Origin of the sequence: Sphingomonas sp., from assembly GCF_050725575.1 — a bacterium.
GTDB lineage: Bacteria > Pseudomonadota > Alphaproteobacteria > Sphingomonadales > Sphingomonadaceae > Sphingomonas.
Map to the genome: position 1 here is coordinate 1 of NZ_JBOHHW010000001.1, position 24,556 is coordinate 24,556.

Here is a 24,556-nt window from a genome sequence, read left to right on the forward strand (position 1 = left end):
CGATCGACATGATCCGCTGCGCGAAACTCGCCAGCGACCGCGGCATGGGCGGCCCGATCCATCCGGCATCGGCCTATTTCTGCAAGCATCCTCCGATCCAGATGACCGACGATCTGGCCCAGCTTGCAGTTGAAGACTTCATCGCCGCCGCTTGATTCTCGGCCGGATATTTCATTTTCGACCAGCTAACAATACTCTTGCCCAGCTTCCGGTCCGTATCCGCATCGGCGATTCAACCTGCCCGCCGGCCATGGCAGTATCGCGCGTGATGGGGCCCTGGTTCCATCGCGCTCTTTCTCATGGCAATCGATGCACCAACGGCAGCGGAAACCGGGACCTCACCCCTGTTCCTGCGACAATAACAGGGGTCGTCCACCCCTGTTATTGTCCGTTTCACCGCTGTTATTGATAACAGCGGTGAATGGCATCAAGCCCCTGATAAACGGTCATGAATTTGCGGCCAAAATCCAACTTAACAGGGGTGGATTTTTTTCTTCGCGAAAAACAGCGTGAGGGGCCGGATTTCCCAACCGGGCCGCTACCCGATCAGTTCGCGGATCCGTCCGCCCAAGGCATCCATCGCGAACGGCTTGGTCATGATGTGCATGCCGGGGTCGAGATGCCCGTTACCGACCACCGCATTCTCGGCATAGCCGGTGATAAACAGGATCTTGAGATCGGGCCGCTTGATCCGCGCGGCATCGGCAAGCTGGCGGCCGTTCATTCCCTTGGGCAGACCGACATCGGTGATCAGCAGATCGACCCGCGCCGGAGAATCGAGGATGGCAAGACCGGCGGGGCCGTCGCTCGCCTCGATCGCCTTCAGGCCCATCTCGTCCAGCACCTCGGTCACCAGCATGCGTACCGCCGCCTCGTCATCGACCACCAGCACCGTCTCCCCGCTGGTGACGGGACCCGCCGCTTCGGTCGACGTTTCGACAGCAGCGCCATCCGCCTCTTCATGGACGCGCGGGAAATACAGGCACATGGTCGTGCCCTGACCCAGTTCGGAATAGATCCGCACCTGCCCGCCTGATTGCCGCACGAACCCGTAAATCATGGAAAGGCCAAGACCGGTACCTTCACCCAGCGGCTTGGTCGTGAAGAAGGGGTCGAACGCGCGCGCAATCGTTTCCGCATCCATGCCCTCGCCGGTATCGGTGACGCACAGCGAGACATATTGACCGGCCGGAAGCTCGCGTTCCGCCGCGCTCTTGTGGTCGAGCCATTTGTTCGCCGTCTCGATCGTGATGCGTCCGCCCTGTGGCATCGCGTCGCGCGCGTTGATGCACAGGTTGAGCAGCGCGTTCTCGAGCTGGTTTGGGTCGATCAGCGTGGTCCAAAGCCCGCCGGCGCCGACCATTTCCAACTCAATGGTCGGACCGACCGAACGACGCAGCAGTTCGTCCATGCTCGCAACCAACCGATTGATGTCGGTCGGGCGTGGGTCGAGCGTCTGGCGCCGCGAAAAGGCAAGCAGCCGGTGAGTGAGCGCGGCGGCGCGCTTCGATGCCTGCTGCGCTGCTTCGACATAGCGTGCGACATCGGCTGACCGACCTTGTGCGATGCGAATCTGCATCAGCTCCAGGCTACCGGAAATTGCCGTGAGCAGATTGTTGAAATCATGCGCGATGCCGCCGGTCAGCTGGCCGACCGCCTCCATCTTCTGGGCCTGGCGCAATTGTTCCTGCGCTGCGTCGAGTTGGTCGCGTGCCTCCTTCTCCGCTGTGACGTCGCGCCCGCTGGCATAAACCCTGTCACCCTCCGGCGATGCAACCCATGAGAACCAGCGATAGCCGCCATCCTTGTGACGCACGCGATTCTCGTACTGGCGCAGCGTCCCGCCCTGCGCGCGAACCAGCGCGTCGCCGCTACCAGACCGGTCCTCATCATGGCTGAAGGTGATATGATCGCGCCCGACCACCTCATGCGGCTGCCAGCCGAGCACAGCGGTCCAGGCCGGATTGACCGCAACGAAGCGGCCATCGGCGCCGACCACGGCAAGCAAGTCCTGTGAATTCTGCCAGGTGCGGTCACGTTCGCGCGTGCGCTCCTCGACCTGGCGTTCCAGCGTCTGCGCCAACTGCGCAAGTTCGGTCTCAGCATGGCGGCGCTCGATCGCCGCCTGGGTGCGGTCGGCCACGTCGCGCACGAACGCCAGTTCGTCGGCCGGCCACTCGCGCGGCTGCGCATGATGGAGGAACAGCAGCGCGACGAATTCGCCGTCATCGACGATCGGCATGTTGACGAAGGCGCGGGCGGATATCCCCTCCAGCACCGGCGCGACCGGCGCGGTGCGCGGGTCGCCCCGCGTATCGGCGATCGCGACCGTCACACCGCGCTTCAGTTCCGCGATATAGGATTCATGCGCACGGAACGGCATGGTTCCCGCGATGCTCGCAATGCCCGGCATGTTCCAGTCGCGCTCGATGGCGATCGTCTCGCGCAGCGGGTCGATCACGCCATAGCCCGCACGGGTCACGCCCAGCGTTTCACCCAGCACGCGCGCGGCAAGAAACGACATGTCAGCCGCATCGGTCATCTGGCGCAGACCATCGCCCAGGTTCAGCAACGCGCTCTGCCGCGCCTCGCGCCGGCGGCGTTCGGTGATGTCGCGCGACACGCCCACGACACGCGCGATCACGCCTGCAGTATCGCGCTCGACCTGCCCGTTGATCTGCACCCAGTGCAGCGATCCGTCCGGCCACAGGCAGCGATATTCGACGTCATAGACTGCACCGGTGTCGAGTGAAGCCTGTACCGCCGCTTGCATGCGCGGACGGTCGTCGGGATGTATCGCGGCGAGCAGATCATCATAACTCAACGTGTCAGTCTTCGTCCGCCCGAAATGCGCCTTGCTCCGTGCATCGGTCCTGAGCGTGGCACCGGGCACGTCGATCGCCCAGGCACCGAGCCCGCCCGCCCCGAGCGCGAGCGTCAGGCTCTCGCGTCCGCCGCGGATCTCCTCGAGCCGACGCCGTGCCTCATATTGACGCAGCCGCGCACGGCGCGCGGACTGTGCCAGGCTGATCAATGTGGTCGGATGAAAGGGGCGCTCGAGAAAGGTGACGTTGCCGAGCGTTTCGAGGAAGCGCACCGCACCGGGATTGCGCTCCAGCCCGCCGCCGCGCTGAGTCAGCAGGATGAAGGGAAAGTCGGACCAATCCGCCTGGTCCTTGAGGAAGGCGACCAGCCCGTGCAGGTCCGCACCGCGGAGCGCCTCTTCGGTGACAATCGCGAAACCGGCGCCAGCGCGCAGCTTGGCGACCAGCGCGGGGACATCCGGCACTGCCTCCGCGCTGAGTCCGGCCTCGACCAGCATTGACCGGGCCACCGCGCCGTCGCGGCCCCGTGGCGCCAGGATGACCGCGCCTTCGGCAAGTGTCCGGTTCAAGAAACGATCACGCCTTTTTCTGTTCCAGCAATCCTTCGCCATCACCCATCAGTGAGGGTACGCCCCGCAGCACGCCCTGGAACTGCGTCAATGGCTCACCCAGGGTGATGCCATTGGCGCCGATCATGAACTCGCGGATCGTATCCTCATGGGATCCGGTCCGTTTCTTAACGACCGAAATCGCTCTTCGGACCCGTCCCAATGCCTCGAAATATCTGAGCAGGATAACGGTGTCGGCGAGATAGGTAACGTCGACCGGGGATTTCATGTCGCCGACCAGCCCGTGCTGCGCGACCGTCAGGAAGGTCATCACGCCCTGGCGATTCAGATATTGCAGCAATTCGTGCATGTGCAGGATCAGCGCCTGCTCCTCCGGCATCGCCGCCTGATAGCCGTTGAGGCTGTCGATCACCACGGTGCGTGCCTTGTATTTCTCCACGCAGGTGCGAGCGCGTTCGGAGAATTCGCCCGGGGTCAGCTCGGCCGCGTCGATCTGCTCGATCACCAGCCTGCCGCTATTGACCATCTCCTGCAGGTTGACGCCCAGCCCCTTGGCGCGCTCGAACAACAGGCCCAGTTCCTCGTCGAAGATGAACATGGCAGCATGTTCGCCGCGCCGCACCGCCGACTGTACGAAGCTGAGCGTGAGCAGCGACTTGCCAGTGCCGGCGGGACCGAGGATCAGCGTGCTCGCGCCGCGTTCGAACCCACCACCGATGAGCGTGTTGAGTTCGGCATTGTCGATGGCCACGGTCTCGCGTTCGAAGCCTGATTTATGCTCGGCCGAGACGAGCCGCGGAAACACACGCACCCCGCCGGTATCGATGACGAAGTCATGATGGCCGCCACGATAACGCCGCCCGCGATATTTCAGCACCCGCATCCGCCGCCGTTCTGCACCATAATTGGGCGACAATTCCTCCAGCCGGATCACCGCATGCGCCACGCTGTGCACGGTCTTGTCCAGCACGTCGGCAGTCAGATCGTCGAGCATCAACACGGTTGCATCGTGGCGCGAGAAATAATGCTTCAGCGCGAGGATCTGGCGGCGATAGCGCAGCGAGCTTTGCGCGAGCAGGCGAATCTCCGACAGGCTGTCGAGCACCACGCGCGACGGCTTGAGCCGCTCGAACGTCTCGAAAATGCGCTTGGTCGTCTCGCCCAGTTCGAGATCCGAGGAATAGAGCAGGCTCTGTTGTTGCTCTTCATCGAGCAGGCTTTCGGGCGGGACCAGTTCGAACACCTCGAAATTCTCGTCGAAGGTCCAGCCATGCGAGGCGGCGCCATTGCGCAACTCCTCGTCAGTCTCCGACAGGGTGATATACAGCACCGGTTCGCCGGCTGCGGCGCCGGCCATCAAGAACTGGCTGGCGATGGTCGTCTTGCCGGTGCCCGGGCTACCCTCAAGCAGGAAAAGTCGCCCGCGGGCCAGTCCGCCAGCGAGGATTTCATCAAGTCCGGAAACGCCAGTCGCACAATTGCTCATCAATCCTCGCCCTGCCGATTGTTACGCGGGCAAAGACTATCAGCGCGTCGAGTGGTTCCCATTGATGCACATCAAAGGGTGATCGAATCTCCCAATTACACTCGGACCCCGAACCAGCTCTCCAATCCCGCCACGCCGGCCGGAGTCACCGTCACCGCCCGGCTGCCCTCGACCCGGCGCAGCCAATGGCGGTCGAGCAGCGAGCGGTACAGCGCGCTTCCGACCGCCCCGGCGATGTGTGGGCGGCGCTCGCTCCAGTCGAGGCAGGGACGGCAGAATACCGGGCCCGGCGCTGCCACGTCGAGCGCCACCCCGACCGAGGCGAGGAACGCCAGCCCCTCCCCGGTCACCGCCGCCCCGTCGCGGGCCAGATCGATCCGCCGCCTGGCCGGGCGTGCGCGAAGCGAACAAGTTCGGCACTGATTGCGAGCAGACCCGCCGTGACTGGGACGCCGCGCGCACCAAGGAGCCGAAAGGCGAGGATTGCCTGTTCCTCAACGTCTGGGCACCGGCCAAAGCGAGACGCGCACCGGTGATGGTGTGGATCCATGGCGGCAGCTTCACCGCCGGCTCCGCCGCGCAAAGCCTCTATGACGGCCGCCATCTTGCCGAACGCGGCGTGGTGATCGTCACCTTCAACTACCGGCTCGGTCGTTTCGGCTTCTTCGCCCATCCCGCGCTTACCGCGGAGGCGGGCACCGGTCCGACCGGCAATTGGGGCCTGATGGACCAGATCGCGGCGCTCAACTGGGTCAAGCGCAACATCGCGGCATTCGGCGGCGATCCGTCGAATGTGACGATCTTCGGCGAATCCGCCGGCGGCGGATCAGTCAACCAATTGATGGTCACGTCGGTAGCGCGCGGCCTGTTCCACCGCGCGATCGTGCAATCGGGCGGCGGGCGCGATCATCCGCCGACGCTCGCCGAAGCCGAGGCGAAGGGCACGGCATTCGCCGCTGGTGCCGGCGCCACGGCTCAGGACGTTGCCGCGCTACGCGCCATTCCGGTTGACAAGGTGCGTGGCAATATGTCGCTGCTGAATACCGAAGCGGCGACCTATTCCGGGCCGATGGCCGACGGCAAGATCGTGACCGGCAATCTGGATGCGATCTTCCTCGCCGGGCGGCAGGCCACGGTGCCCTATCTGGTCGGCGCGAACAGTGACGAGGTCGCCTTCGCCCCCGCGGCCATGCGCGCGCCGATCACGGCGATGTTCAGCGCCCAGCTCGGCCCCGATCTGGCCGCGATCAAGGCCGCTTATGGTACGCCCGAGGCATTTGACCGCAGTGTGGTAGGTGACGCGATGTTCACTGAGCCGGCGCGCTACATGGCCGGGCTGACCGCGCGCAACCGCAGCTATCTCTATAATTTCGACTATGTGCCGGAGGGCAAGCGCGCGACCGTCAAGGGCGCGGCGCACGCCTCCGAACTGCCCTTCGTGTTCGGCACGCTCGATGAGCTCGGCGTGCCCGCGACCGACGCCGATCGCAAAATGGCCAAGGCGATGGGCGATTATTGGGTCGCCTTTGCGCGAGGCGGCGACCCCAATGCGCCGGGCTTGACGGCCTGGAGTCGCTTCGCGCCCGGCACGGGACCGATCATGGTGTTCGCTGCCGAAGGTGCGGTGTCACGCAGTTCGGCCTCCCCCGCGCTCGATGCACTGGCGAAGGTTGCCGACGCGAAACGCGACAAGGGCAAATAGCGCACGTCCGCCGGGAAAGGATCGATCATGAAGACTCTGTCGATGCCGGCGCTGGTCGCCGCCCTGTTGTTGCCGCTCGTGGCGCTAGCACAGATTCCAGCGCCAACCCCGACATCGGCCATCCCGACGCCGGCCGCCGACGATCCGCGCTATGCGCTACCCGCTGCCGTCTCGCCCGAGGCCAAGGCGATCCTGGCGCCACTGCTCGCTGCGCAGCGCGCCTCCTATCCGGCCCGGGCAGCGATCGCGACCGACTTTGCGGCGCAACATGCACGTTCGGTCAAGGATGCCAATACGAAGATGGCCGATGCAATCAAACGCACCGGCGTGACCATCACGCCCGACACGATCGGCGGCGTGCCGGTGCTGCGCATTGTGCCCCCCGGTGCGGCACAGGATGGGCGACTGCTCGTCTATGTCCATGGCGGCGGCTGGGTACAGGGATCGGCGGCCTCCACCGCGAGCGGCGCGGCGATGTTCGCGGTGGCAACCAGACTGCCGGTCATTTCGGTCGATTACACGCTTGCCCCGGCACAGGATTTCCGCGGCGTCACCGCGCAACTGATTGCCTTTTACCGCGCCCTGCTCGCCCAGGGGCACAAGCCACGCCAGATCGGCCTGTTCGGCGACAGCGCGGGCGGCAATATCGTCGCGGGCGGAACGCTGCGCCTGCGCGACGAGGGCTTGCCGATCCCCGGGGCGCTGGTCCTGCTCTCGCCCTGCACCGATCTCGGCACCGGCGGCGATACACGCACCACGCTCGCAGGCTTCGAACCAGCGCTCGACGTGGCCGCCACGCTCGACGGCATCTTCACCCTCTATGCCGGCAAGACGCCCGGCGCGCTGACCAATCCCTGGGCCTCACCCGTCTATGGCGATTTCACCAAGCCCTATCCGCCGACCCTGATCCAGGGCGGTACGCGCGAAGTGCTGCTGAGCGATTTCGTGCGGCAATATCAGGCGATCAGGGCGGGTGGCGGTACGGCAGTGCTCGACCTTTATGAAGGCATGCCGCACGTCTTCCAGACCTATCTGAAGGACACGCCCGAGGGGAAACAGGCGATCGCCACCTTCCGCGATTTCCTGCTGTCGCATCTCGCCAAGCGCTGAACCGGCGTTGCTTTCGCTCGCCGCATTGGCGAATGTAATGCCGGAGGGAGGATCAGTCATGAACATGCGCGTGCGCCAGAAAGAAGCGACCCGGGCCACGATCCTGGAGGCGGCGCTGCACGAATTTTCAACCCATGGATTTGAAGGCACCTCGACCCGCGCGATCGCCGAACGCGCCGATGTGCACCACGCGCTGATCAAATATCATTTCCAGAGCAAGGATGCGCTGTGGCGCGCAGCAGTAACCTTCCTGTTCGAGCGCCAGCTCGACCAGATCAAGGTTTCGCCGCGCCTGGAGGATTATGCGGACAAGAAGGACTATGCCCGCGCGATGCTGCGCCAGCGTGTCTATTATTGGGCGGAACATCCCGAACATGCGCGGCTGATGGTGCAGGAAAGCTGCCGCGACACCGAACGTTTCCGCTGGATGGTCGACACCTTCATCGTCCGGACCAGCCAGTCGTCGGGTGTCTTCGTGCAGTGGTTGCAGGATGAAGGGCTGGTCCCGCCCGCCTCGCTGCCTGCCCTGGTCTATATCCTGGTCGGTGCGGCGCAGCTTTTCTACACCCTCGCGCCCGAAGTGCAGCGCGCCTGGGGCATCGACCCGACCGACAAATCAGTGATCGAGGCGCATGTTGATGCGCTGGTCCGGCTGATCATCCGCTGACCGCCCCAGCGCAGAGCCGCCCCGGGGATTAATCCCCGGAGCGATCCTGTACTCAACCTTCAGGCGGCGTAGCGCGTGGCGGGCTGAGAATGCGACAGATTGGGCAGCAGCACCTGGCGCGCGGCCTCATAGGCATTCCAGTCGGCGGCATCGGGCAGTGCCGGGATCGTCACCAGCTCGCCCTGGTCGAGGCCGGCCAGCGAGGCATCGACCATGTCGGTCGCCCGCATCACGATCTCGCCGGGCAGATGCGCGATCGAAACCCCGGCCACATCCCAGAAATCGGTTGCGGTCGCGCCCGGTAGCACCGCCTGAACGCGGATGCCCTTGTCGGCCAGCTCATGGTGCAGCGACTGGCTAAGGCTGAGCACGAATGCCTTGGAACCGCCATAGACGCCGTTGAGCACTTCCGGCCCGATCGCAACGATCGAGGCGATATTGACGATCGTGCCACCGCCGCGTGCGACCAGCCCAGGCACAAGGGCATAGGTCAGCCGAGTCAGCGCGGTAACGTTGAGCGTAATCATCTGCTCCATCTTGTCCACATCGGCATCGAGCAGCGGCGCGGTCGCACCAACTCCGGCATTATTGACCAGCAAGGTGATGCTGGCATCGCTGCGGAGCAAATTCTCGACCCGGGCAAGATCGGCCCGGTCGCCAAGATCGGCGGCAACCACCTCGACCGAACGCCCCGTTTCGCTGGTGATGCGCGCGGCGAGCGTGTCGAGCTTGTCGCGGCTGCGCGCCACGACGATCAGGTCATAGCCGCGGCGGGCGAGGCGATCGGCATAGATCGCGCCGATCCCGGTCGAGGCGCCGGTGACCACGGCGGTACCCTTGTTGCTGGTCATATCGAAACTCCTTGAGTGGCCGGCGAGTGCGTCGGCCTTGTGGAGTGGAGATAGGATCACTAGCTCATGTCTCAAATGTCATCTATACCACCTTTTAGGACATAATCGGATTCATCGCCATGCAACGCATCGCCTTCGTCATTTTCCCCGGCTTTCAGATGATGAGCCTCGCAGCCCTGTCAGTATTCGAATTCGCCAACATCACCACCGGCGAGCCGCTCTATGATGTCAGCATCGTTTCCGAACGGGGCGGCCAAGTGCCGAGCTCAATCGGCCCCGGCATGGACAGCGCCGCGTTCGACGCCTCGCATTTCGACACGGTGCTCGTCTGCGGCGGCGTCGATGTACCCGATACGTCGCCGGGTCTGCTTGCCTATGTCCGCGCCGCCGCCAGCTCGGCGCCGGGCGCGGCGCGGCGGGTGGCGGCGATCTGCACCGGCGCCTTCATCCTGGCCGAGGCCGGATTGCTCGACGGGCGGCGCGCGACAACGCACTGGCTGCTCGCGCGCGAATTCGAGGCGGCCTACCCCAGGGTGAAGCTGGAGGAGGACCGGATCTTCATCATCGATGAGCATATCTGGACCTCGGCCGGAATGACCGCGGGGGTCGATCTGGCACTGGCGATGGTCGAAAAGGATCTTGGCGCCGATATCGCGCGGTCGGTGGCCAGGAAGCTGGTGGTCTATCACCGCCGGGCTGGCGGCCAGTCGCAATATTCCGCGCTACTTGAACTCGAACCCAAATCCGACCGTATCCAGAGCGCGCTCGATTATGCCCGGCGCAACCTCGCGGCGCCTTTGCCGGTCGAGGCGCTGGCCGAGGCGGCGCATCTCAGCCCGCGCCAGTTCAGCCGCGCGTTTCGCGCCGAAACCGGCCAGTCCCCGGCCAAGGCAGTGGAGAACCTGCGGCTCGAGGCGGCCCGGCTGATGATGGAGCAGGGCCGCCATCCGGTCGATATCGTCGCGCGCGAAACCGGCTTTGCCGATCGCGAGCGGATGCGGCGCGCATTCTTGCGCGCCTTTGGCCAGCCGCCGCTGGCCATCCGCCGCAACGCGCGCATCGAGGCGTGATCAGTAGGCCGCGACTTCCATCACAGCATCGGCAAAGGCCCGGGGCGCTTCCTGCGGCACATTATGCCCGACGCCCTTGATGATGCGATGAGTCCGTTTGCCGGTGAATTTCGCGGCATAACCGGTGCCATCTGTCGCCGGCGCGACGCCGTCCGAATCACCATCGAGCGTGATCGCGGGCACCCCGATCACCGGCCCGGCGGCTAGCCTCTGCTCGATGGCATCATGGCGCGGATCCCCCGCCGCGAGGCTAAGCCGCCAGCGGTAATTATGAATCACGATCGCGACATAATCCGGGTTGTCGAACGAGGCGGCGGTCCGGTCGAAGGTCGCATCGTCAAACATCCAGGTTGGCGAGTTGAAGCGCCAGATCAGCTTGGCGAAATCATGCCGGTTCGCCTCAAGCCCGGCGCGGCCGCGATCGGTCGCGAAATAATATTGGTACCACCAGCCCCATTCCGCCTTGGGCGGCAGCGGCAGCTTGTTGCGCTCGAGATTGTTGATCAGATAGCCATTGACCGAGACGATCGCCCGGCAGCGTTCGGGCCATAAAGCCGCGATGATATCGGCAGTGCGCGCACCCCAGTCATAACCGGCCAGGATCGCCTTTTCGATCTTCAGCGCATCCATCAGCGCGATAATGTCGAGCGCGACCACCGCCTGCTGGCCATTTCGGAATGTCCCGGCCGAGCGGAAGCGCGTCGTCCCATGCCCGCGCAGATGCGGGACGATAACACGGTACCCTTGTGCGGCAAGCAACGGCGCCACATCGACGAAGCTGTGGATGTCATAGGGCCAGCCATGCAGCAGGATCACGGCGGGGCCTTTGGCGGGACCGGTTTCGATATAGCCGATATTGAGCTCGCCGGCGTCGATCTGCTTCAACGGGCCAAACGCGGTGCCGGTCCCCGGCAGGATCGCGGCCTTTTCCCTGCCCGGCGCGGCGCCCGGCGCGGCATGGGCGACGCCGATCATCACGAACGGGGCGGCAATGGCGATCGCGGCGGTGCCGAAGAAGTGGCGGCGGGTCGGGTCGGTTATGTCGGACATGGTCTGGCTCTCCTGGGTCGAAATCAAAGTGCGGCGACGTCGCCGACCGCATCGGCAAAGGCGCGTGGTGCTTCCTGCGGCAGATTATGCCCGGCGCCCGGCACCTGGCGGTGCACCCGCCGGCCGGCGAATTTCGTCGCCGTGGCAGAACCGTCGCTCGCCGGGTAATTGCCGTCCGCCACGCCATCCAGCGTGATTGCGGGCACGGTGATGACTGGCTGCGCCGCGAGCCGGCGTTCGATCGCTTCATAGGCCGGATAGCCCGGCGCCAGGCCGAGCCGGTGGCGATAGGAATGGATCACGACATCGACATAATCGACAGTGTCGAACGCCTGCGCGGTGCGCTCGAAGGTCGCGTCATCGAACTGCCAGGCGGGCGAATTGCGCGTCCAGATCACGCGCGCAATACCGCGCCGGTCGGCGGCCAGCCCGGCGCGGCCACGCTCGGTCTGGAAATAATATTGATACCACAGGCCGGATTCGATCATCGCCGGGGCCGGCATGCCGGCCTTGGCGATATCCTGGATCAGATAGCTGTTGACCGAGACCAGCCCGGCACACCGATCGGGCCATAGCGCCGCCGCGACGCACGCTGCGCGCCCGCCCCAGTCGAACCCAGCGAAGATCGCCCGGGGGATCCGCAGCGCATCGAGCAGCGCGATCACATCGGCGCCGATTGCGCCCTGTTGCCCGGCACGCGGTGTCGCGGCGTCGAGGAAGCGCGTCGTGCCATGGCCGCGCAGATAGGGCGTGATCACGCGGTAGCCGCGCGCGGCAAGCAAGGGCGCAACCTCGACGAAACTGTGCACGTCATAGGGATAGCCATGGAGCAGCAGCACCACCGGCCCGGTCGCCGGGCCGGCTTCGTAATAGCCGATCTCCAGCACCCCGGCGCGGGCCTGGCGGAGCGGCCCGAGCCCGGCTGACGCGGGCGCGGCCAGCACATCGGCAATCGGTCCGACCCCGGCTGCCGCAAACCCGGCCGCACCGATCCCGGCGATGCGCAGGAAGGCTCGACGCTGCAGGTGAAGACCATTCATGGGAAATCTCCTCTCGCGAACGCCGGGATCAGCCGAAGGTGAAAGCATAGGCGCGAACGCCGGCATCGAAGAACTCGATCCGGAAGGTACGATCGGCCACCGCTCCCTGTTGCCGCACCAGCTGATAGAGCCGGTCCTCGCGCACCTGACCCCAGCCCCCCGCATCGACATCGGCGCCATGGTTCGCACCGGGCGCGGCACCGTCGATCGTTACGCGGAACCGCACCACCCGACCTTTGGGCGGAGCGAGGACGAGATGCAGGTCGCGAGCGTGGAACCGATGCACAATACTGCCGGACTTGGCACCAAGCGTCGCGAACTCGCCGCCGATCGTCCACACGCCGTCCAGGCTCCAATGGTTGAGCGCCAGCGACGATGCGGCACGGTAGCGGCTCGACAGATCCTCCTGCGCGCCGCCGGGCGAGGCGAAATTCTGCGCCTGGGCATAGCCGATATAGGTTTCGCCCGAGCCGAGATTGCGGCGGTCGGCCTCGGCCTGTGCGCCCGAGCCATTGGCGGTGACGATCAGCGCGGCGACGCGCGTGCCGTTCGCTTCGGACAGCAATTGCTGGATCAGCCGTTCGGACTGGTCATAATCGCCTTCGCCAAATGCCTGGTGCCGCACCCGGCCATCGGCGCCGACAAAATAGAGTGCCGGCCAGGCGCGATTGCCGAACGCGCGCCAGATCGCGAAGTCATTGTCGATCGCGACCGGGTAGCGCACACCAAGCTGCGCTGTGGCCTTCTGCACATTCGCCACATCCTTTTCGAAAGCGAATTCGGGCGTGTGCACGCCGATCACCACCAGGCCGCGGTCCTTGTACTTTTCCGACCAGGCGCGGACATGCGGCAGGACGCGCAGGCAGTTGATGCAGGAATAGGTCCAGAAATTGACCAGCACGACCTTGCCGCGCAGTGCCTCGGGCCGCAGCGGCGGCGTGTTGAGCCATTGCCGCGCGCCGAATACCGCGCCGACCGGTCCGGCCGGAACGGGGCTGGGCGCGGCATAGGCGACACCGCCCAGCACCGGCCCCTCCTCCAGCGCGGCGACCAGCCGGCTTTCGACGATCGCCGTGCCGGTCGAGGAAAAGCGCGTCAGCAACCCGGCATCGAGCCCAAGCGCAATCACCGCCACGCCGGCGATCACGGCACCGCCCAGGATCGGGCGCAACCGGCCACCCCAGCGCGCTGAGCCTTTGGCGATGGCGAGCAGGCGCCCGCCGAGCAGGATGCCGCCGGCCAGCGACGTCGCCGCGCCAAGGCCGTAAGCCAGCAGCAGCAATGACGTCTCCACACCGGGACCGCGCAGCGCGGCGCCGGTCAGGATCAGCCCGAGCACCGGCCCGGCGCACGGCGCCCAGACCAGCCCGGTGGCGACACCGATCAGCAGCGAGGAGACGGGGCTTGCCCCCGCGCGCTGTTCGCGCCGCCCTGCCCAGCCCGACAGCCGCGATCCGAGCGCGACGATCGGCAGAGTCAGACGCGTCGCCAGTGCCGGTACCAGCATGGTCAACCCAAACAGGGTCATCAGGGTCAGCGCGGCGATCCGGCCATAATGATTGGCGTTGACCGCCCAATTGCCGGCGATCGCGGCCAGGCTCGCCACCGCGGCGAAGGTAACGGCAAGGCCAAGCAGCATCGGCAGCCCGCCACGCCGGAACGGCTGATCGGCGCGCGCCAGGATGAAGGGCAGGATCGGGAAGATGCACGGCGTGGCAATGGTGAAGATACCGGCCAGATAGGCGATGACGAAAAGCATGGGGCTTAGCCTTGGGTCGGATGGAAAGGATCAGTGGTGCGCAGTCGCAGCACCGGTGGCGGGCACGGTGAATTCGACCACGGCGCGATCGAGCGGCTGATGATTGGCATTGGCGAGGATCAGCTCGACCTTGTGTCGTCCCGCCGGCAGGCCGACCAGGATCAGCGGGTCGCCGCTCGCATCGGCCCAGTGCCACGGTGCATTATCGACCGAGACATGGACATGACCGATGCGCGGCGTGACACTCAGCGCCGCGGGGCCGAATACCGGCACGATGCGCAGATTTTCCGCGCGATACTGAATGAACACCTTGCCCTCGGCCAATGGCCCGGCGAGCGGCGGATCGACGATGATCCGCGCCGGCGGCTGCGGCGCGGTGAGCGGCACGACGCCGGCGGGGCCAAGTATATCGCGGGCGCTTTGCGCCGGGGCGACGGTTGCGGAGAACAGGGCGATGGCGCCGCCGATCAATGTAGCGAACCGGAACGGGGAGGAAGCCGCGCCTGGTAAGGGCAAAAGGTCATTGGTCGAGATCATGCTGATTCCCCTTGAACGGGTCGGCGCGGGATGGGCTCCGGCCTGCCGCATCACGGGCAGGCCGGGTCCGGTCAGGGGATCAAACAAGGTTGATCACGACATCGATATTGCCGCGCGTTGCCTTGGAATAAGGGCAGGTCTCGTGCGCCGCATCGACGATCGACCGCGCAACATCGGCGTCGATCCCAGGCAAGCTGACATTGAGCCGTGCCTGCAGGGAATAGGCGCCCTCGTTGAGCACCAGATCGACTTCGGCATCGACCGCGCGATCGGCCGGCAGCGCGACCTTCAGCTGGCTCGCCACGACGCCCATCGCACCGAGGAAACAGGCCGACCAGCCGGCCGCGAACAGCTGCTCCGGATTGGTGCCGGTGCCGCTGGTGCCGGGAGGCGACAGCTTGATGTCGAGACGGCTGTCACTGCTCCGTGCAGCGCCGTCGCGGCCGCCAGTGGTGTGCGTCTTGCCGGTGTAGAGGATCTTTGCAGCCTGGGTCATGGGAGGGTTCCTTTGATCTATATCGCATCCGCTTTGATCGGATACGATGCATATAGGCCCAGCTTTGTTCACGTCAACCCACTTACGATTTAATCGGATACGATATATATAGGCCGAGACATTTTCTTCACACCATCAAGGACTTTCCCATGACCGTCGCTGCCCCGCCTGACCCGAAGCTGTCCGATTTCCTGTGCTTTGCGATCTATTCGGCCAACCTCGCTTATGGCCGCGCCTATAAGCAGATCCTCGAGGAACTCGGTGTCACCTACACCCAATATATCGCGATCGTCGCGCTATGGGAGGAGGATAACCAGACCGTCGGCCGGCTGGGCGAGAAGCTGTTCCTAGAATCGAACACGCTGACCCCGATCCTCAAAAAGCTCGAGGAGCTTGGCTATCTGCACCGCCGGCGCGATCCCGCCGACGAGCGTCAGGTGATTGTGAGCCTGACCGACGCCGGCCGCCAGCTGCGCGAAAAAGGCCTGGGGTTACACCTGATCAAGGAATCGGGCCTGACGCCCGAGGAATTCGCTACCATGCAGCGCGGCGTGGTCGCGCTGCGTGACAATCTGATCCGCGCGACCAAGGCGAAGGGATAGTTCGGGCGCAAGCGCCGGGACGCGTCCCGCGATCAATGCTGTCAGAAGGAGCGACACATAGTCGAGGAACTCCTGATGACACAGATGACGCAAAACGCCGCCGCCGAAACGCTCCGCTATGGCCTTGCCACGACCGGTCTCGGCATGATGCTGGTTGCGGCCAGCACGCGCGGAATCGCCGCGATCCTGATTGGCGATGATGCCACCGCGCTGACCCGCGAGCTGCGCCGCAGCCTGCCTGACACGGCATTGGTCGAGGACCACGGCGCGGTCGCCGAAGCGATCAGCACCATCACCGCCTGGCTCGTAGCGCCGCGCCAGCCGCTCGACTTGCCGCTCGACCTTCGCGGCAGCGATCAGGAATTGGCGGTGTGGCGCGCCTTGCGGGCCATCCCGACCGGCGAGACACGCAGCTATGGCGCGCTGGCAAAAACACTCGCCGTCCCCGCTACGGCGCAGGAAGTCGGCGCGGCCTGCGCCGCCAACCGCATCGCGGTCGCCGTCCCGTGCCACCGTGTGATCAAGGCGGATGGCGGCATTTCCGGCTATCGCTGGGGCGTGCAGCGCAAACGCCGCCTGCTTGCGCTGGAGGCGGCGGCTTAGCTCTCGGACAAATACTCACACCTCCCGCTCGCCCTGAGCTTGTCGAAGCCTGTCCTGAGCGCCTGCCTTGGCAGGCAGTCGAAGGGGGCCGTTCTTCTTAGCCGAGGTTGAAAGGAGAAGAGCGGTGCTTCGACAAGCTCAGCACGAACGGGAGAGATGGTGTCGCCGAACCACGGACGGCCCCAGCTCTAGCCTCTGGGCGACCGCGCCCTCGACAGTGCCGCTTGAGTGACGCGCCCGCCGCGTTTGACCGTCTTCAGGCAGATCATGGTCGAGGATCGCTGCACCCCGGGCAGCACGACAATGTCGAAGCGCAGCAGATGGTCGAGATCGTCGACATCGCGGCACGCCACGCGCAGCACATAGTCGGCCTCCCCCGCGATGGTGTGGCATTCGAGGATTGCGGGTGCCGCCAGCACCGCCGCCTCGAATGCTTCGCGGCATGCGGAATCGATCATCACCTGGACAAAGGCAGTAACGCCGAGATCGAGCCGGCCCGGTTCGATATCGGCGCGATAGCCAGTGATGATCCCCGCTTCCTCCAGCGCCTGCACGCGGTTCCAGCACGGCGTCTTCGACAGGCCGACGCTCTCCGCCAGCGTGGCATAGGATTGCCGGCCATCGGCCTCCAGCGCGCCCAGTATCGCATGATCGATCCGATCCATCGCCAACCCTCGAACTGCACCCACGACAGAATGATGTTCTGCCGATAGCGGTTTTAGATACCATTCGTTTTGCACGGATAGCCGCCGACAGGCAATCGGCGGAACAATGGTTGCCGCGATCCGCGCTAGCCTGCGCCCTCGAACAGGAGCCGGGATGAGCAAGACCATCACTTATCGCAGCTATCTGCGCCTGCCCGAACTGCTCGCCTGCCAGTCGCCTCTGTCGGAGGCGCATGACGAGCTGCTGTTCATCTCGATCCACCAGGCGTCGGAAATCTGGCTCAAGCTTGCGCTGCACGAACTGCGCGCCGCGCGCGAGCATGTCGTCGCCGACGATCTGCGCCCCGCTTTCAAGATGATGTCGCGCGTCGCACGCATCCAGGCGCAGATGATCCAGAGCTGGGAAGTTCTCGCGACCATGACCCCGGCCGATTATACCCGGATGCGCGACCGGCTCGGCACCAGCTCCGGCTTCCAGTCCGATCAGTATCGCGAAATGGAATTCATCCTTGGCAACAAGGATGCGGCGATGGTCGAACTCCATGTCGACGAGCCCGAGATTCACGCCGCCCTGCGCGCCGCACTGGAAGCGCCGAGCCTGTATGACGAGGCACTACGGCTGCTCGCGCGGCGCGGCTTCGCGATCCCTGCCGACCAGTTGAACCGCGACTTCACTCAGGCCTATGCCCCCTCGACTGAGGTCGAGCGCGCCTGGGCGCAGGTCTATGCCAGTCCCGAGGAATATTGGGATCTGTACGAACTCGCCGAAAAGCTCGTCGATATCGAATATCACGTCCAGCTTTGGCGCTTCGGCCATCTCAAGACGGTCGAGCGGGTAATCGGCTTCAAGACCGGCACCGGCGGCACGGCGGGCGTGCATTATCTTGCCAAGGTGCTGGAGAAGAGCTTCTTCCCCGAACTGCTCAGCGTGCGCACCCGGCTATGACCCTGACGCTGGAGGAGATGCAGCGGCGCGACGCCGCCGATCCGTTCGCCGCGCTGCGTGACGCGTTCGACCTGCCGCCGGGCGAAACCTATCTTGACGGCAATTCGCTCGGTGCGCTGCCGCATGCCACCGCGGCGCGCCTTGCCGCGACGGTGCGCGAGGAATGGGGCAAGGGCCTGATCCGCAGCTGGAACAAGGCGGACTGGATCGGCGCGCCGGCGCGGCTGGGCGGCAAGATCGCCCGGATCATCGGCGCCGCACCGCATGAAGTGCTGGTGGCGGATTCGACCTCGGTCAATCTCTACAAGCTGCTCGTCGCAGCAGTGCAGGCGCAATCCGGCCGGCGCGTGATCCTGTCCGAGCCGGGCAATTTCCCGACCGATCTTTACGTCGCGCAAGGGGTCGCCGCGACCCTGCCCGATTGCGAGCTGCGCACCGTGCCGCGCGACCGGATCATCGATGCGATCGACGAAAGCGTCGCGGTGGTCATGCTCACGCACGTCCATTACCAGAGCGGCGCGCGCTTCGACATGGACACGGTCACGCGCGCGGCACAGGCGAAGGGCGCGCTGATATTGTGGGATCTGAGCCACAGCGCCGGCGCGGTGCCGGTCGATCTCAACGCCGCCAATGCCGATCTCGCGGTCGGTTGCGGCTATAAATATCTCAATGGCGGCCCTGGCGCGCCGGCCTTTCTGTTCGTCGCCGAGCGTCACCAGGCAGTGCTGCGCTCGCCGCTTTCGGGCTGGATGGGCCATGCCGCACCGTTCGAGTTCAGCGACGAATACGCGCCCGGTGACGGCATTCGCCGCTTCCTGTGCGGCACGCCGCCGATCCTCGGCATCGCCGCGCTGGAGGAAGGCATCGACCTGTTTCTCTCGGTCGATCGCCCAGCCTTGTTCGCCAAGGGGCAGGCCCTGTGCTCGGCCTTTATCGACCTGGTCGAGGATCGCTGCGCCGGACTCGGGCTCGGCCTGCTCACCACGCGCGATGCGGCGGTGCGCGGCAGCCATGTCTCGCTCCGCCACGCGAATGCCTGGCCAGTGATGCAGGCGCTGATCGCGCGCGGTGTGATCGGCGATTTCCGCGCGCCCGATGCGCTGCGCTTCGGCTTCACCCCGCTCTACACCAGCTACTGCGATGTCTGGCACGCAGTCGACATGCTGCACGATATTCTTGCGTCTGGCAGCTGGGACCAGCCAGATTTCCATGTCCGCGCGGCGGTCACATGACCCGCAACGCCGCCGCCGCCCTGCTTGAGCGCAATCGCGACCGGCCGCACGCCGTCGCGCTGATCGACGATCGCGGCGCTTGCACTCATGCCGAGCTTGCCGAGCGCGTACGCCGCTTCGCCGGTGTGCTGCACGACCGCGGCGTTGCACCCGGCACGCGGATGATGCTCTGCGCGGAGGACAGCATCGACTTTGTCGCCGCCTGTCTCGGGGCGATCTGGGCCGGGGTGGTTCCGGTGATGGTCAATCCGCAGCTCACCGCCACAGATTATCGCTATCTGCTCGACGATAGCGGCGCCGGCGTGCTGCTCGTCTCCCCCACCGCCCTGCCGCGCTTCGACGGGCTGGCGGTGCCCGATACGATGGTGATCGGCGAGCTGCCCGATGCAACGCCGGTCGAGCGGCCCGTACCGGTCGAGCCCGGCGATGTCTGCCTGTGGCAATATTCCTCGGGCACGACCGGCCAGCCCAAGGGCACGATGCATTCGCACGCCGCGATGATCGCAGCCCCGGCCCTGTTCGTCGAAGAAGTGCTGGCGCTGTCCGAGCGGGATGTCACCTTCTCGGTCTCGAAGATGTTCTTCGGCTATGGCTTCGGCAATTCGGTGCTGTTTCCGCTGTGGCACGGCGCGACCGCGATCCTGATGGCGGAGCGGCCGACTGCGGCGGCAGTACTGGCGCGCCTCGCCGAATACCGCCCGACCATCCTCTACAGCGTGCCGACTTTCTACGCCGCGCTGCTCGGCCAGGATGAGATACCGCCGGCAGCGACCGAGCGGCTGCGGCTCTGCGTCTCGGCCGGCGAAGCGCTCCCCGCCGAACTGTGCCGCCGCTGGCAGGTGCGGGTCGGCGTACCGATCGTCGACGGCATGGGCTCGACCGAGATGCTGCACATCTTCCTCGCCAACCGCCCAGGCGAGATCGAGCCCGGCACCACCGGCCGTCCGGTCGCCGGCTACACGCTCGACCTGCGCGGCGAAGACGGCGGGCCGGTAGCGGCGGGTGAGACCGGCGAGCTGTTCGTGCGCGGCCCGACCCGCGCGCTTGGTTACTGGAACAAGCCCGACAAGGATGCGGCGGTGTTCGTCGATGGCTGGGTCAGGACCGGCGACCGGTTCCACCGCGATGCGGCGGGTCGCTTCGTCTATCATGGCCGCGGCGACGATCTGCTCAAGGTCGCCGGCATCTATGTCTCGCCGTTCGAGATCGAGGCGGCGCTTGCCGCACACGCTTCGGTCGGCGACGTTGCGGTGGTGGGCGCGCCCGACCCCGACGGACTGATCAAGCCGGTCGCGTTCGTCGTTCCCGCGCCCGGCGCGACGTGCGACTGCGAGACGCTCAAGGCGCATGCCAAGGCGCTGCTTGCCGGCTATAAATATCCGCGCCGCATCCTGCTGGTCGATGCCCTGCCCAAGACCGCGACCGGCAAGATCGAACGCTTCAGGCTGCGCCAATGGGCGCTCGACGGGAACCGCGCATGAAGATCGCCTGTCTCGGCGGCGGCCCGGCCGGGCTGTATTTCGCCATCTCGATGAAGCGGCGCGACCCGGCCTGCGAGATCGACCTGTTCGAACGCAACCGCGCCGGGGACACGTTCGGCTGGGGCGTGGTCTTTTCCGACCAGACGCTCGCCAATTTGACCGCCAATGATCCGGTCAGCGCCGCGCTGGTCAGCGACGCCTTTGCGCATTGGGACGATATCGCAGTCCATATCAAGGGTGAGACGATCCGATCCGGCGGGCATGGTTTCATCGGTATCGGCCGCAAGCATCTCCTCGCCATTCTGCAGGATCGCGCCCGCGACCTCGGCGTGCGGCTGCATTTCGAGCATGAGGCCGACAGCGATCTCCACGCCTGGGCCGGCTATGACCTCGTCATCGCCGCCGACGGCGTGAACAGCCGGATGCGCGACCGCTATGAGGAGCAGTTCGGCGTCGATATCGACACCCGCCCGAACAAGTTCATGTGGCTCGGCACGCGGCAGGACTTCCCGGCCTTCACCTTCGCCTTCGAGCGGACCGAGGCGGGCTGGATCTGGGCGCATGCCTATCGGTTCGACGATGCGACCTCGACTTTCATCGTCGAATGCGCACCCGACACCTGGGCCGCGCTGGGCTTCGACCGCATGACGCAGGACGAGACGATCGCGCGGCTCGAGGCAATCTTCGCGCAGCACCTTGGCGGCAATCCGCTGATGTCGAATGCAGCGCATCTGCGCGGCGCGGCCTTATGGCTCAATTTCCGCCGCATTTTGTGCGAGCGCTGGGCTTATCGCAACCTCATCCTGCTCGGCGATGCGGCGCACACCGCGCATTTCTCGATCGGCTCGGGCACCAAGCTTGCGCTGGAGGATGCGATCAAGCTTGCCGAGGTGCTCAGCCGTCCCGGCTTGTCGCGCGACGATGCACTGGCCGAATATCAGGCGGAGCGATCGGTCGAAGTGCTGAAGCTGCAGAACAGCGCGCGCAATTCGACCGAATGGTTCGAGACGCTGGGTCGCTATCTCGACTTCGCACCGATCCAGTTCGCCTATTCGCTGCTCACCCGCTCGCAGCGCGTCAGTCACGAGAATTTGCGCTTGCGCGACCGTAACTGGCTGGAGGGCGTCGAGCGCTGGTTCCATACCGAGGCAGGCAACCCGACGACGCGCGCAGTGCCGCCGATGTTCGCGCCGTTCCGCCTGCGCGGGATGAGTCTTGCCAACCGCGTGGTGGTGTCGCCGATGGCGACCTATTCGGCCGCGCCGGACGCGGCGCCGACCGACTTCCACCTCGTCCATTACGGCGCACGGGCACAGGGCGGCGCGGGGCTGGTCTTTACCGAGATGACCTGCGTCTCGCCGGAAGGGCGCATCACGCCCGGCTGCACCGGCATGTATGCGCCGGAGCATGTGACGGGCTGGCGGCGCATCACTGACTTCGTCCACGCCAACAGCGCGGCGCGGATCTGCCTGCAGCTTGGCCATTCCGGCGCGAAGGGTTCGACCCGGCGCGGCTGGGAGGGAATGGATCAGCCGCTCGAACAGGATAACTGGCCGCTGATCGCCGCAGCCGATATCGCCTGGACCCCGGGCAATGCGCAGCCGCGTGCGATGGCCCGCGAGGATATGGACCGGGTCCGCGACCAGTTCGTTGCGGCGACGCGCATGGCGGTCGAGGCGGGGTTCGACATGATCGAGCTGCACGCCGCGCATGGCTATCTGCTGTCGGGCTTCATCACCCCGCTGCACAACCGCCGCGGCGACGAGTATGGCGGCAGCCTCGCCAACCGGCTGCGCTATCCGCTTGAAGTGTTCGCGGCGATGCGCGACGTCTGGCCCGTAGAGCGGCCGATGTCGGTACGCATCTCGGCGACCGACTGGATGGCCGATGCCGGGATCACTCCGGACGACGCGGTCGAGATCGCGCGTGCCTTTGCACAGGCCGGTACCGACCTGATCGACGTGTCGGCCGGCCAGACCTGGGCCGAGGCGAACCCGGTCTATGGCCGCATGTTCCAGACGCCCTTTGCCGACAAGATCCGCAACGAGGCGAAGCTCGCGACGATGGCGGTCGGCAACATCTTCGAACCCGACCATGTCAACGCCATCCTGACCGCCGGCCGCGCCGATCTGGTCGCGCTTGCCCGGCCGCATCTCGCCGATCCCTATTGGACGCTCCACGCTGCCGCTGCTTTCGATTATCGCGACGTGGCCGTGCCCGCGCCCTATCTTCCGGGGCAGATGCAGCTGACCCGCAACCTGAAGCGCGCTGCCGAGCAGGCGGAAGGATATAAGGCATGACATCGCTTGCCGGGCTTCATGCGGTGGTGACCGGCGGCGGCACCGGGATCGGTGCAGCGATCGCGCAGCGGCTCGCCGCCGAGGGCGCAATGCTGACCCTGATCGGCCGGCGGATCGAACCGCTGCGTGCGGTCGCCGCCCCGCTCGGGGCAATGGTCGCACCGGCCGACGTGACCGATCCAGATGCGGTCGCCGCAGCGTTCGAGCGCGCTCGCGCAGCGCATGGCCCGGTCGCGATCCTGATCAACAATGCCGGCGCCGCGTCGAGCGCGCCGTTCGCGCGCACTTCGCTTGCCGACTGGCGCGCGATGATCGCGGTCAATCTCGACTCGCTGCATATCTGCACTCAGGCCGCGCTCACTGACCTGAAGGCCGCACCGATGGGCCGGATCGTGACCATCGCCAGCACCGCCGGGGTCAAGGGCTATGCCTATACCAGCGCCTATTGCGCGGCGAAGCACGGCGCGATCGGCTTCACCCGCGCGCTCGCGGCGGAGCTGGCGAGCAGCGCGATCACGGTCAACGCGGTGTGCCCCGGTTTCACCGACACCGACCTGGTCGCGGGCGCCGTCGCCGGCATCGTCGCCAAGACCGGGCGCAGCGCAGAGACGGCGCGCGCCGAGCTGGCGCGCTTCAATCCGCAGGGCCGGCTGATCGAGCCGCGCGAAGTCGCCAACAGCGTCGCCTGGCTATGCCATCCCGACAGCGGGTCGATCACCGGCCAGTCCATCATCGTCGCGGGAGGGGAAGCCGCATGACACCCGAGAGCTATGCACCCGAGCATTTCGCCTGGCAGTATGACCACGGCGTCGCGACGATCACCTTGTCGCGGCCGGAGCGCAAGAACCCGCTGACGTTCGACTCCTATGCCGAACTGCGCGACCTGTTCCGCGCGCTTGCCGATGCGCCCGAGGTGAAGGCGGTGATCGTCACCGGGGCGGGTGGCAATTTCTGTTCGGGCGGCGATGTGCATGAGATCATCGGGCCGCTGACGAAGATGGACATGCCAGGCCTGCTGCGCTTCACGCGGATGACCGGCGACCTGGTCAAGGCAATGCGCGCCTGCCCGCAGCCCGTGATCGCCGCGATCGACGGGGTCTGCGCCGGCGCCGGCGCGATCATGGCGATGGCGTCCGACATCCGGATCGCGACGCCGCGCGCAAAGACCGCCTTCCTGTTCACCCGCGTCGGGCTGGCCGGGTGCGACATGGGCGCCTGTGCGATCCTGCCGCGGCTGATCGGCCAGGGCCGCGCGTCGGAACTGCTCTTTACCGGTCGGACGATGAGCGCGGAAGAAGGCGAACGCTGGGGCTTTCACAACCGGCTGGTCGATCCCGATGCGCTGCTCGCCGATGCGACCACGCTGGCACGGAGCCTCGCCGACGGGCCCAATTTCGCGCACGGCATGACCAAGACTCAGCTCAATGCGGAATGGGCGGTGAGCCTCGATGTGGCGATCGAGATGGAAGCGCAGGCCCAGGCGATCTGCATGCAGACCGCCGACTTCACCCGCGCCTATGACGCCTTCGCCGCCAGGAGCGTGCCGGTGTTCGAGGGTAATTGAG

General features: G+C 65.9%; 22 protein-coding genes. 12 read left to right on the plus strand and 10 right to left on the minus strand.

Annotated elements, in window-relative coordinates; genetic code table 11:
- Positions 1 to 538: 538 nt before the first annotated feature.
- The 3 genes from ACRECS_RS00005 to ACRECS_RS00015 all read right to left on the minus strand — a co-directional run bounded on the left by ACRECS_RS00005 (position 539) and on the right by ACRECS_RS00015 (position 5,230).
- On the minus strand, positions 539 to 3,394 hold the full coding sequence (locus tag ACRECS_RS00005) for a PAS domain-containing protein (RefSeq protein ID WP_431580896.1): 2,856 nt from the start codon (positions 3,392 to 3,394) through the stop codon (positions 539 to 541).
- 7 nt (positions 3,395 to 3,401) lie between these two features.
- Positions 3,402 to 4,880, minus strand: a complete 1,479-nt coding sequence (locus ACRECS_RS00010; protein WP_431580897.1) for an ATPase domain-containing protein — start codon at positions 4,878 to 4,880, stop codon at positions 3,402 to 3,404.
- 95 nt (positions 4,881 to 4,975) lie between these two features.
- Positions 4,976 to 5,230: a hypothetical protein gene (locus ACRECS_RS00015; protein ID WP_431581122.1), complete on the minus strand. Its 255-nt coding sequence runs from the start codon at positions 5,228 to 5,230 to the stop codon at positions 4,976 to 4,978.
- Between ACRECS_RS00015 and ACRECS_RS00020 the strand changes: the two genes are divergently transcribed.
- From ACRECS_RS00020 to ACRECS_RS00030, 3 genes are read left to right on the plus strand one after another with little or no spacing between them, the layout of a single operon-like run.
- A complete protein-coding gene (locus ACRECS_RS00020) occupies positions 5,119 to 6,582 on the plus strand; it encodes a carboxylesterase/lipase family protein (protein WP_431580898.1) in 1,464 nt (487 codons plus the stop codon). The two genes, ACRECS_RS00015 and ACRECS_RS00020, sit on opposite strands and share 112 nt — an antisense overlap.
- Positions 6,583 to 6,609: 27 nt before the next feature.
- The gene (locus tag ACRECS_RS00025; RefSeq protein WP_431580899.1) at positions 6,610 to 7,692 is read left to right on the plus strand and encodes an alpha/beta hydrolase fold domain-containing protein; all 1,083 of its coding nucleotides are present in this window, start codon (positions 6,610 to 6,612) and stop codon (positions 7,690 to 7,692) included.
- 58 nt (positions 7,693 to 7,750) lie between these two features.
- Entirely contained in the window at positions 7,751 to 8,359 is a 609-nt protein-coding gene (locus ACRECS_RS00030) for a TetR/AcrR family transcriptional regulator (protein WP_431580900.1), read from the plus strand.
- Between the two features lie 59 nt (positions 8,360 to 8,418).
- On the opposite strand, the gene ACRECS_RS00035 is transcribed toward ACRECS_RS00030, so the two are convergent.
- Positions 8,419 to 9,210 carry an SDR family NAD(P)-dependent oxidoreductase gene (locus ACRECS_RS00035; protein ID WP_431580901.1) on the minus strand — a complete coding sequence of 264 codons (792 nt, stop codon included), beginning with the start codon at positions 9,208 to 9,210 and terminating at the stop codon, positions 8,419 to 8,421.
- A 119-nt stretch (positions 9,211 to 9,329) separates the two neighbouring features.
- On the opposite strand from ACRECS_RS00035, the gene ACRECS_RS00040 reads away from it, so the two are divergent.
- Entirely contained in the window at positions 9,330 to 10,280 is a 951-nt protein-coding gene (locus ACRECS_RS00040) for a GlxA family transcriptional regulator (RefSeq protein WP_431580902.1), read from the plus strand.
- On the opposite strand, the gene ACRECS_RS00045 is transcribed toward ACRECS_RS00040, so the two are convergent.
- The 5 genes from ACRECS_RS00045 to ACRECS_RS00065 form a co-directional block, all read right to left on the minus strand.
- On the minus strand, positions 10,281 to 11,330 hold the full coding sequence (locus tag ACRECS_RS00045; protein ID WP_431580903.1) for an alpha/beta fold hydrolase: 1,050 nt from the start codon (positions 11,328 to 11,330) through the stop codon (positions 10,281 to 10,283). It lies immediately after the preceding gene.
- Between the two features lie 23 nt (positions 11,331 to 11,353).
- Complete coding sequence (locus ACRECS_RS00050; RefSeq protein ID WP_431580904.1) at positions 11,354 to 12,370, minus strand: alpha/beta fold hydrolase; 1,017 nt, start codon at positions 12,368 to 12,370, stop codon at positions 11,354 to 11,356.
- Between the two features lie 28 nt (positions 12,371 to 12,398).
- On the minus strand, positions 12,399 to 14,129 hold the full coding sequence (locus ACRECS_RS00055; protein WP_431580905.1) for a cytochrome c biogenesis protein DipZ: 1,731 nt from the start codon (positions 14,127 to 14,129) through the stop codon (positions 12,399 to 12,401).
- 30 nt (positions 14,130 to 14,159) lie between these two features.
- On the minus strand, positions 14,160 to 14,666 hold the full coding sequence (locus tag ACRECS_RS00060) for a DUF6130 family protein (protein ID WP_431580906.1): 507 nt from the start codon (positions 14,664 to 14,666) through the stop codon (positions 14,160 to 14,162).
- A gap of 79 nt (positions 14,667 to 14,745) precedes the next feature.
- On the minus strand, positions 14,746 to 15,162 hold the full coding sequence (locus ACRECS_RS00065) for an organic hydroperoxide resistance protein (protein ID WP_431580907.1): 417 nt from the start codon (positions 15,160 to 15,162) through the stop codon (positions 14,746 to 14,748).
- Between the two features lie 149 nt (positions 15,163 to 15,311).
- Here ACRECS_RS00065 and ACRECS_RS00070 point away from each other — a divergent pair, with 149 nt between their 5' ends.
- Complete coding sequence (locus tag ACRECS_RS00070) at positions 15,312 to 15,764, plus strand: MarR family winged helix-turn-helix transcriptional regulator (RefSeq protein WP_431580908.1); 453 nt, start codon at positions 15,312 to 15,314, stop codon at positions 15,762 to 15,764.
- A gap of 75 nt (positions 15,765 to 15,839) precedes the next feature.
- Entirely contained in the window at positions 15,840 to 16,367 is a 528-nt protein-coding gene (locus ACRECS_RS00075; protein WP_431580909.1) for a methylated-DNA--[protein]-cysteine S-methyltransferase, read from the plus strand.
- A gap of 188 nt (positions 16,368 to 16,555) precedes the next feature.
- On the opposite strand, the gene ACRECS_RS00080 is transcribed toward ACRECS_RS00075, so the two are convergent.
- Positions 16,556 to 17,032: an Lrp/AsnC family transcriptional regulator gene (locus ACRECS_RS00080; protein WP_431580910.1), complete on the minus strand. Its 477-nt coding sequence runs from the start codon at positions 17,030 to 17,032 to the stop codon at positions 16,556 to 16,558.
- Between the two features lie 154 nt (positions 17,033 to 17,186).
- On the opposite strand from ACRECS_RS00080, the gene kynA reads away from it, so the two are divergent.
- From kynA to ACRECS_RS00110, 6 genes are read left to right on the plus strand one after another with little or no spacing between them, the layout of a single operon-like run.
- Entirely contained in the window at positions 17,187 to 17,978 is a 792-nt protein-coding gene (gene kynA, locus ACRECS_RS00085) for a tryptophan 2,3-dioxygenase (protein ID WP_431580911.1), read from the plus strand.
- Positions 17,975 to 19,210 carry a kynureninase gene (gene kynU, locus ACRECS_RS00090; protein WP_431580912.1) on the plus strand — a complete coding sequence of 412 codons (1,236 nt, stop codon included), beginning with the start codon at positions 17,975 to 17,977 and terminating at the stop codon, positions 19,208 to 19,210. Before kynA ends, kynU begins: the two co-directional genes overlap by 4 nt.
- Positions 19,207 to 20,691, plus strand: coding sequence for a benzoate-CoA ligase family protein (locus ACRECS_RS00095; protein WP_431580913.1), 1,485 nt, complete (start codon positions 19,207 to 19,209; stop codon positions 20,689 to 20,691). The genes kynU and ACRECS_RS00095 overlap by 4 nt, the downstream gene beginning before the upstream one ends.
- On the plus strand, positions 20,688 to 22,991 hold the full coding sequence (locus tag ACRECS_RS00100; protein ID WP_431580914.1) for a bifunctional salicylyl-CoA 5-hydroxylase/oxidoreductase: 2,304 nt from the start codon (positions 20,688 to 20,690) through the stop codon (positions 22,989 to 22,991). The genes ACRECS_RS00095 and ACRECS_RS00100 overlap by 4 nt, the downstream gene beginning before the upstream one ends.
- Positions 22,988 to 23,749, plus strand: coding sequence for an SDR family NAD(P)-dependent oxidoreductase (locus ACRECS_RS00105; protein WP_431580915.1), 762 nt, complete (start codon positions 22,988 to 22,990; stop codon positions 23,747 to 23,749). Before ACRECS_RS00100 ends, ACRECS_RS00105 begins: the two co-directional genes overlap by 4 nt.
- On the plus strand, positions 23,746 to 24,555 hold the full coding sequence (locus ACRECS_RS00110) for an enoyl-CoA hydratase family protein (protein WP_431580916.1): 810 nt from the start codon (positions 23,746 to 23,748) through the stop codon (positions 24,553 to 24,555). Before ACRECS_RS00105 ends, ACRECS_RS00110 begins: the two co-directional genes overlap by 4 nt.
- The last annotated feature ends 1 nt before the right edge of the window (position 24,556 follow it).

Bases quoted from the DNA above. Each gene is read 5' to 3' on its own strand.
- ACRECS_RS00010 (WP_431580897.1), bottom strand. From the start codon at position 4,880: ATGAGCAATTGTGCGACTGGCGTTTCCGGACTTGATGAAATCCTCGCT.
- ACRECS_RS00025 (WP_431580899.1), top strand. From the start codon at position 6,610: ATGAAGACTCTGTCGATGCCGGCGCTGGTCGCCGCCCTGTTGTTGCCG.
- ACRECS_RS00030 (WP_431580900.1), top strand. From the start codon at position 7,751: ATGAACATGCGCGTGCGCCAGAAAGAAGCGACCCGGGCCACGATCCTG.
- ACRECS_RS00035 (WP_431580901.1), bottom strand. From the start codon at position 9,210: ATGACCAGCAACAAGGGTACCGCCGTGGTCACCGGCGCCTCGACCGGG.
- ACRECS_RS00040 (WP_431580902.1), top strand. From the start codon at position 9,330: ATGCAACGCATCGCCTTCGTCATTTTCCCCGGCTTTCAGATGATGAGC.
- ACRECS_RS00045 (WP_431580903.1), bottom strand. From the start codon at position 11,330: ATGTCCGACATAACCGACCCGACCCGCCGCCACTTCTTCGGCACCGCC.
- ACRECS_RS00050 (WP_431580904.1), bottom strand. From the start codon at position 12,370: ATGAATGGTCTTCACCTGCAGCGTCGAGCCTTCCTGCGCATCGCCGGG.
- ACRECS_RS00055 (WP_431580905.1), bottom strand. From the start codon at position 14,129: ATGCTTTTCGTCATCGCCTATCTGGCCGGTATCTTCACCATTGCCACG.
- ACRECS_RS00060 (WP_431580906.1), bottom strand. From the start codon at position 14,666: ATGATCTCGACCAATGACCTTTTGCCCTTACCAGGCGCGGCTTCCTCC.
- ACRECS_RS00065 (WP_431580907.1), bottom strand. From the start codon at position 15,162: ATGACCCAGGCTGCAAAGATCCTCTACACCGGCAAGACGCACACCACT.
- ACRECS_RS00070 (WP_431580908.1), top strand. From the start codon at position 15,312: ATGACCGTCGCTGCCCCGCCTGACCCGAAGCTGTCCGATTTCCTGTGC.
- ACRECS_RS00075 (WP_431580909.1), top strand. From the start codon at position 15,840: ATGACACAGATGACGCAAAACGCCGCCGCCGAAACGCTCCGCTATGGC.
- ACRECS_RS00080 (WP_431580910.1), bottom strand. From the start codon at position 17,032: ATGGATCGGATCGATCATGCGATACTGGGCGCGCTGGAGGCCGATGGC.
- kynA (WP_431580911.1), top strand. From the start codon at position 17,187: ATGAGCAAGACCATCACTTATCGCAGCTATCTGCGCCTGCCCGAACTG.
- kynU (WP_431580912.1), top strand. From the start codon at position 17,975: ATGACCCTGACGCTGGAGGAGATGCAGCGGCGCGACGCCGCCGATCCG.
- ACRECS_RS00095 (WP_431580913.1), top strand. From the start codon at position 19,207: ATGACCCGCAACGCCGCCGCCGCCCTGCTTGAGCGCAATCGCGACCGG.
- ACRECS_RS00100 (WP_431580914.1), top strand. From the start codon at position 20,688: ATGAAGATCGCCTGTCTCGGCGGCGGCCCGGCCGGGCTGTATTTCGCC.
- ACRECS_RS00105 (WP_431580915.1), top strand. From the start codon at position 22,988: ATGACATCGCTTGCCGGGCTTCATGCGGTGGTGACCGGCGGCGGCACC.
- ACRECS_RS00110 (WP_431580916.1), top strand. From the start codon at position 23,746: ATGACACCCGAGAGCTATGCACCCGAGCATTTCGCCTGGCAGTATGAC.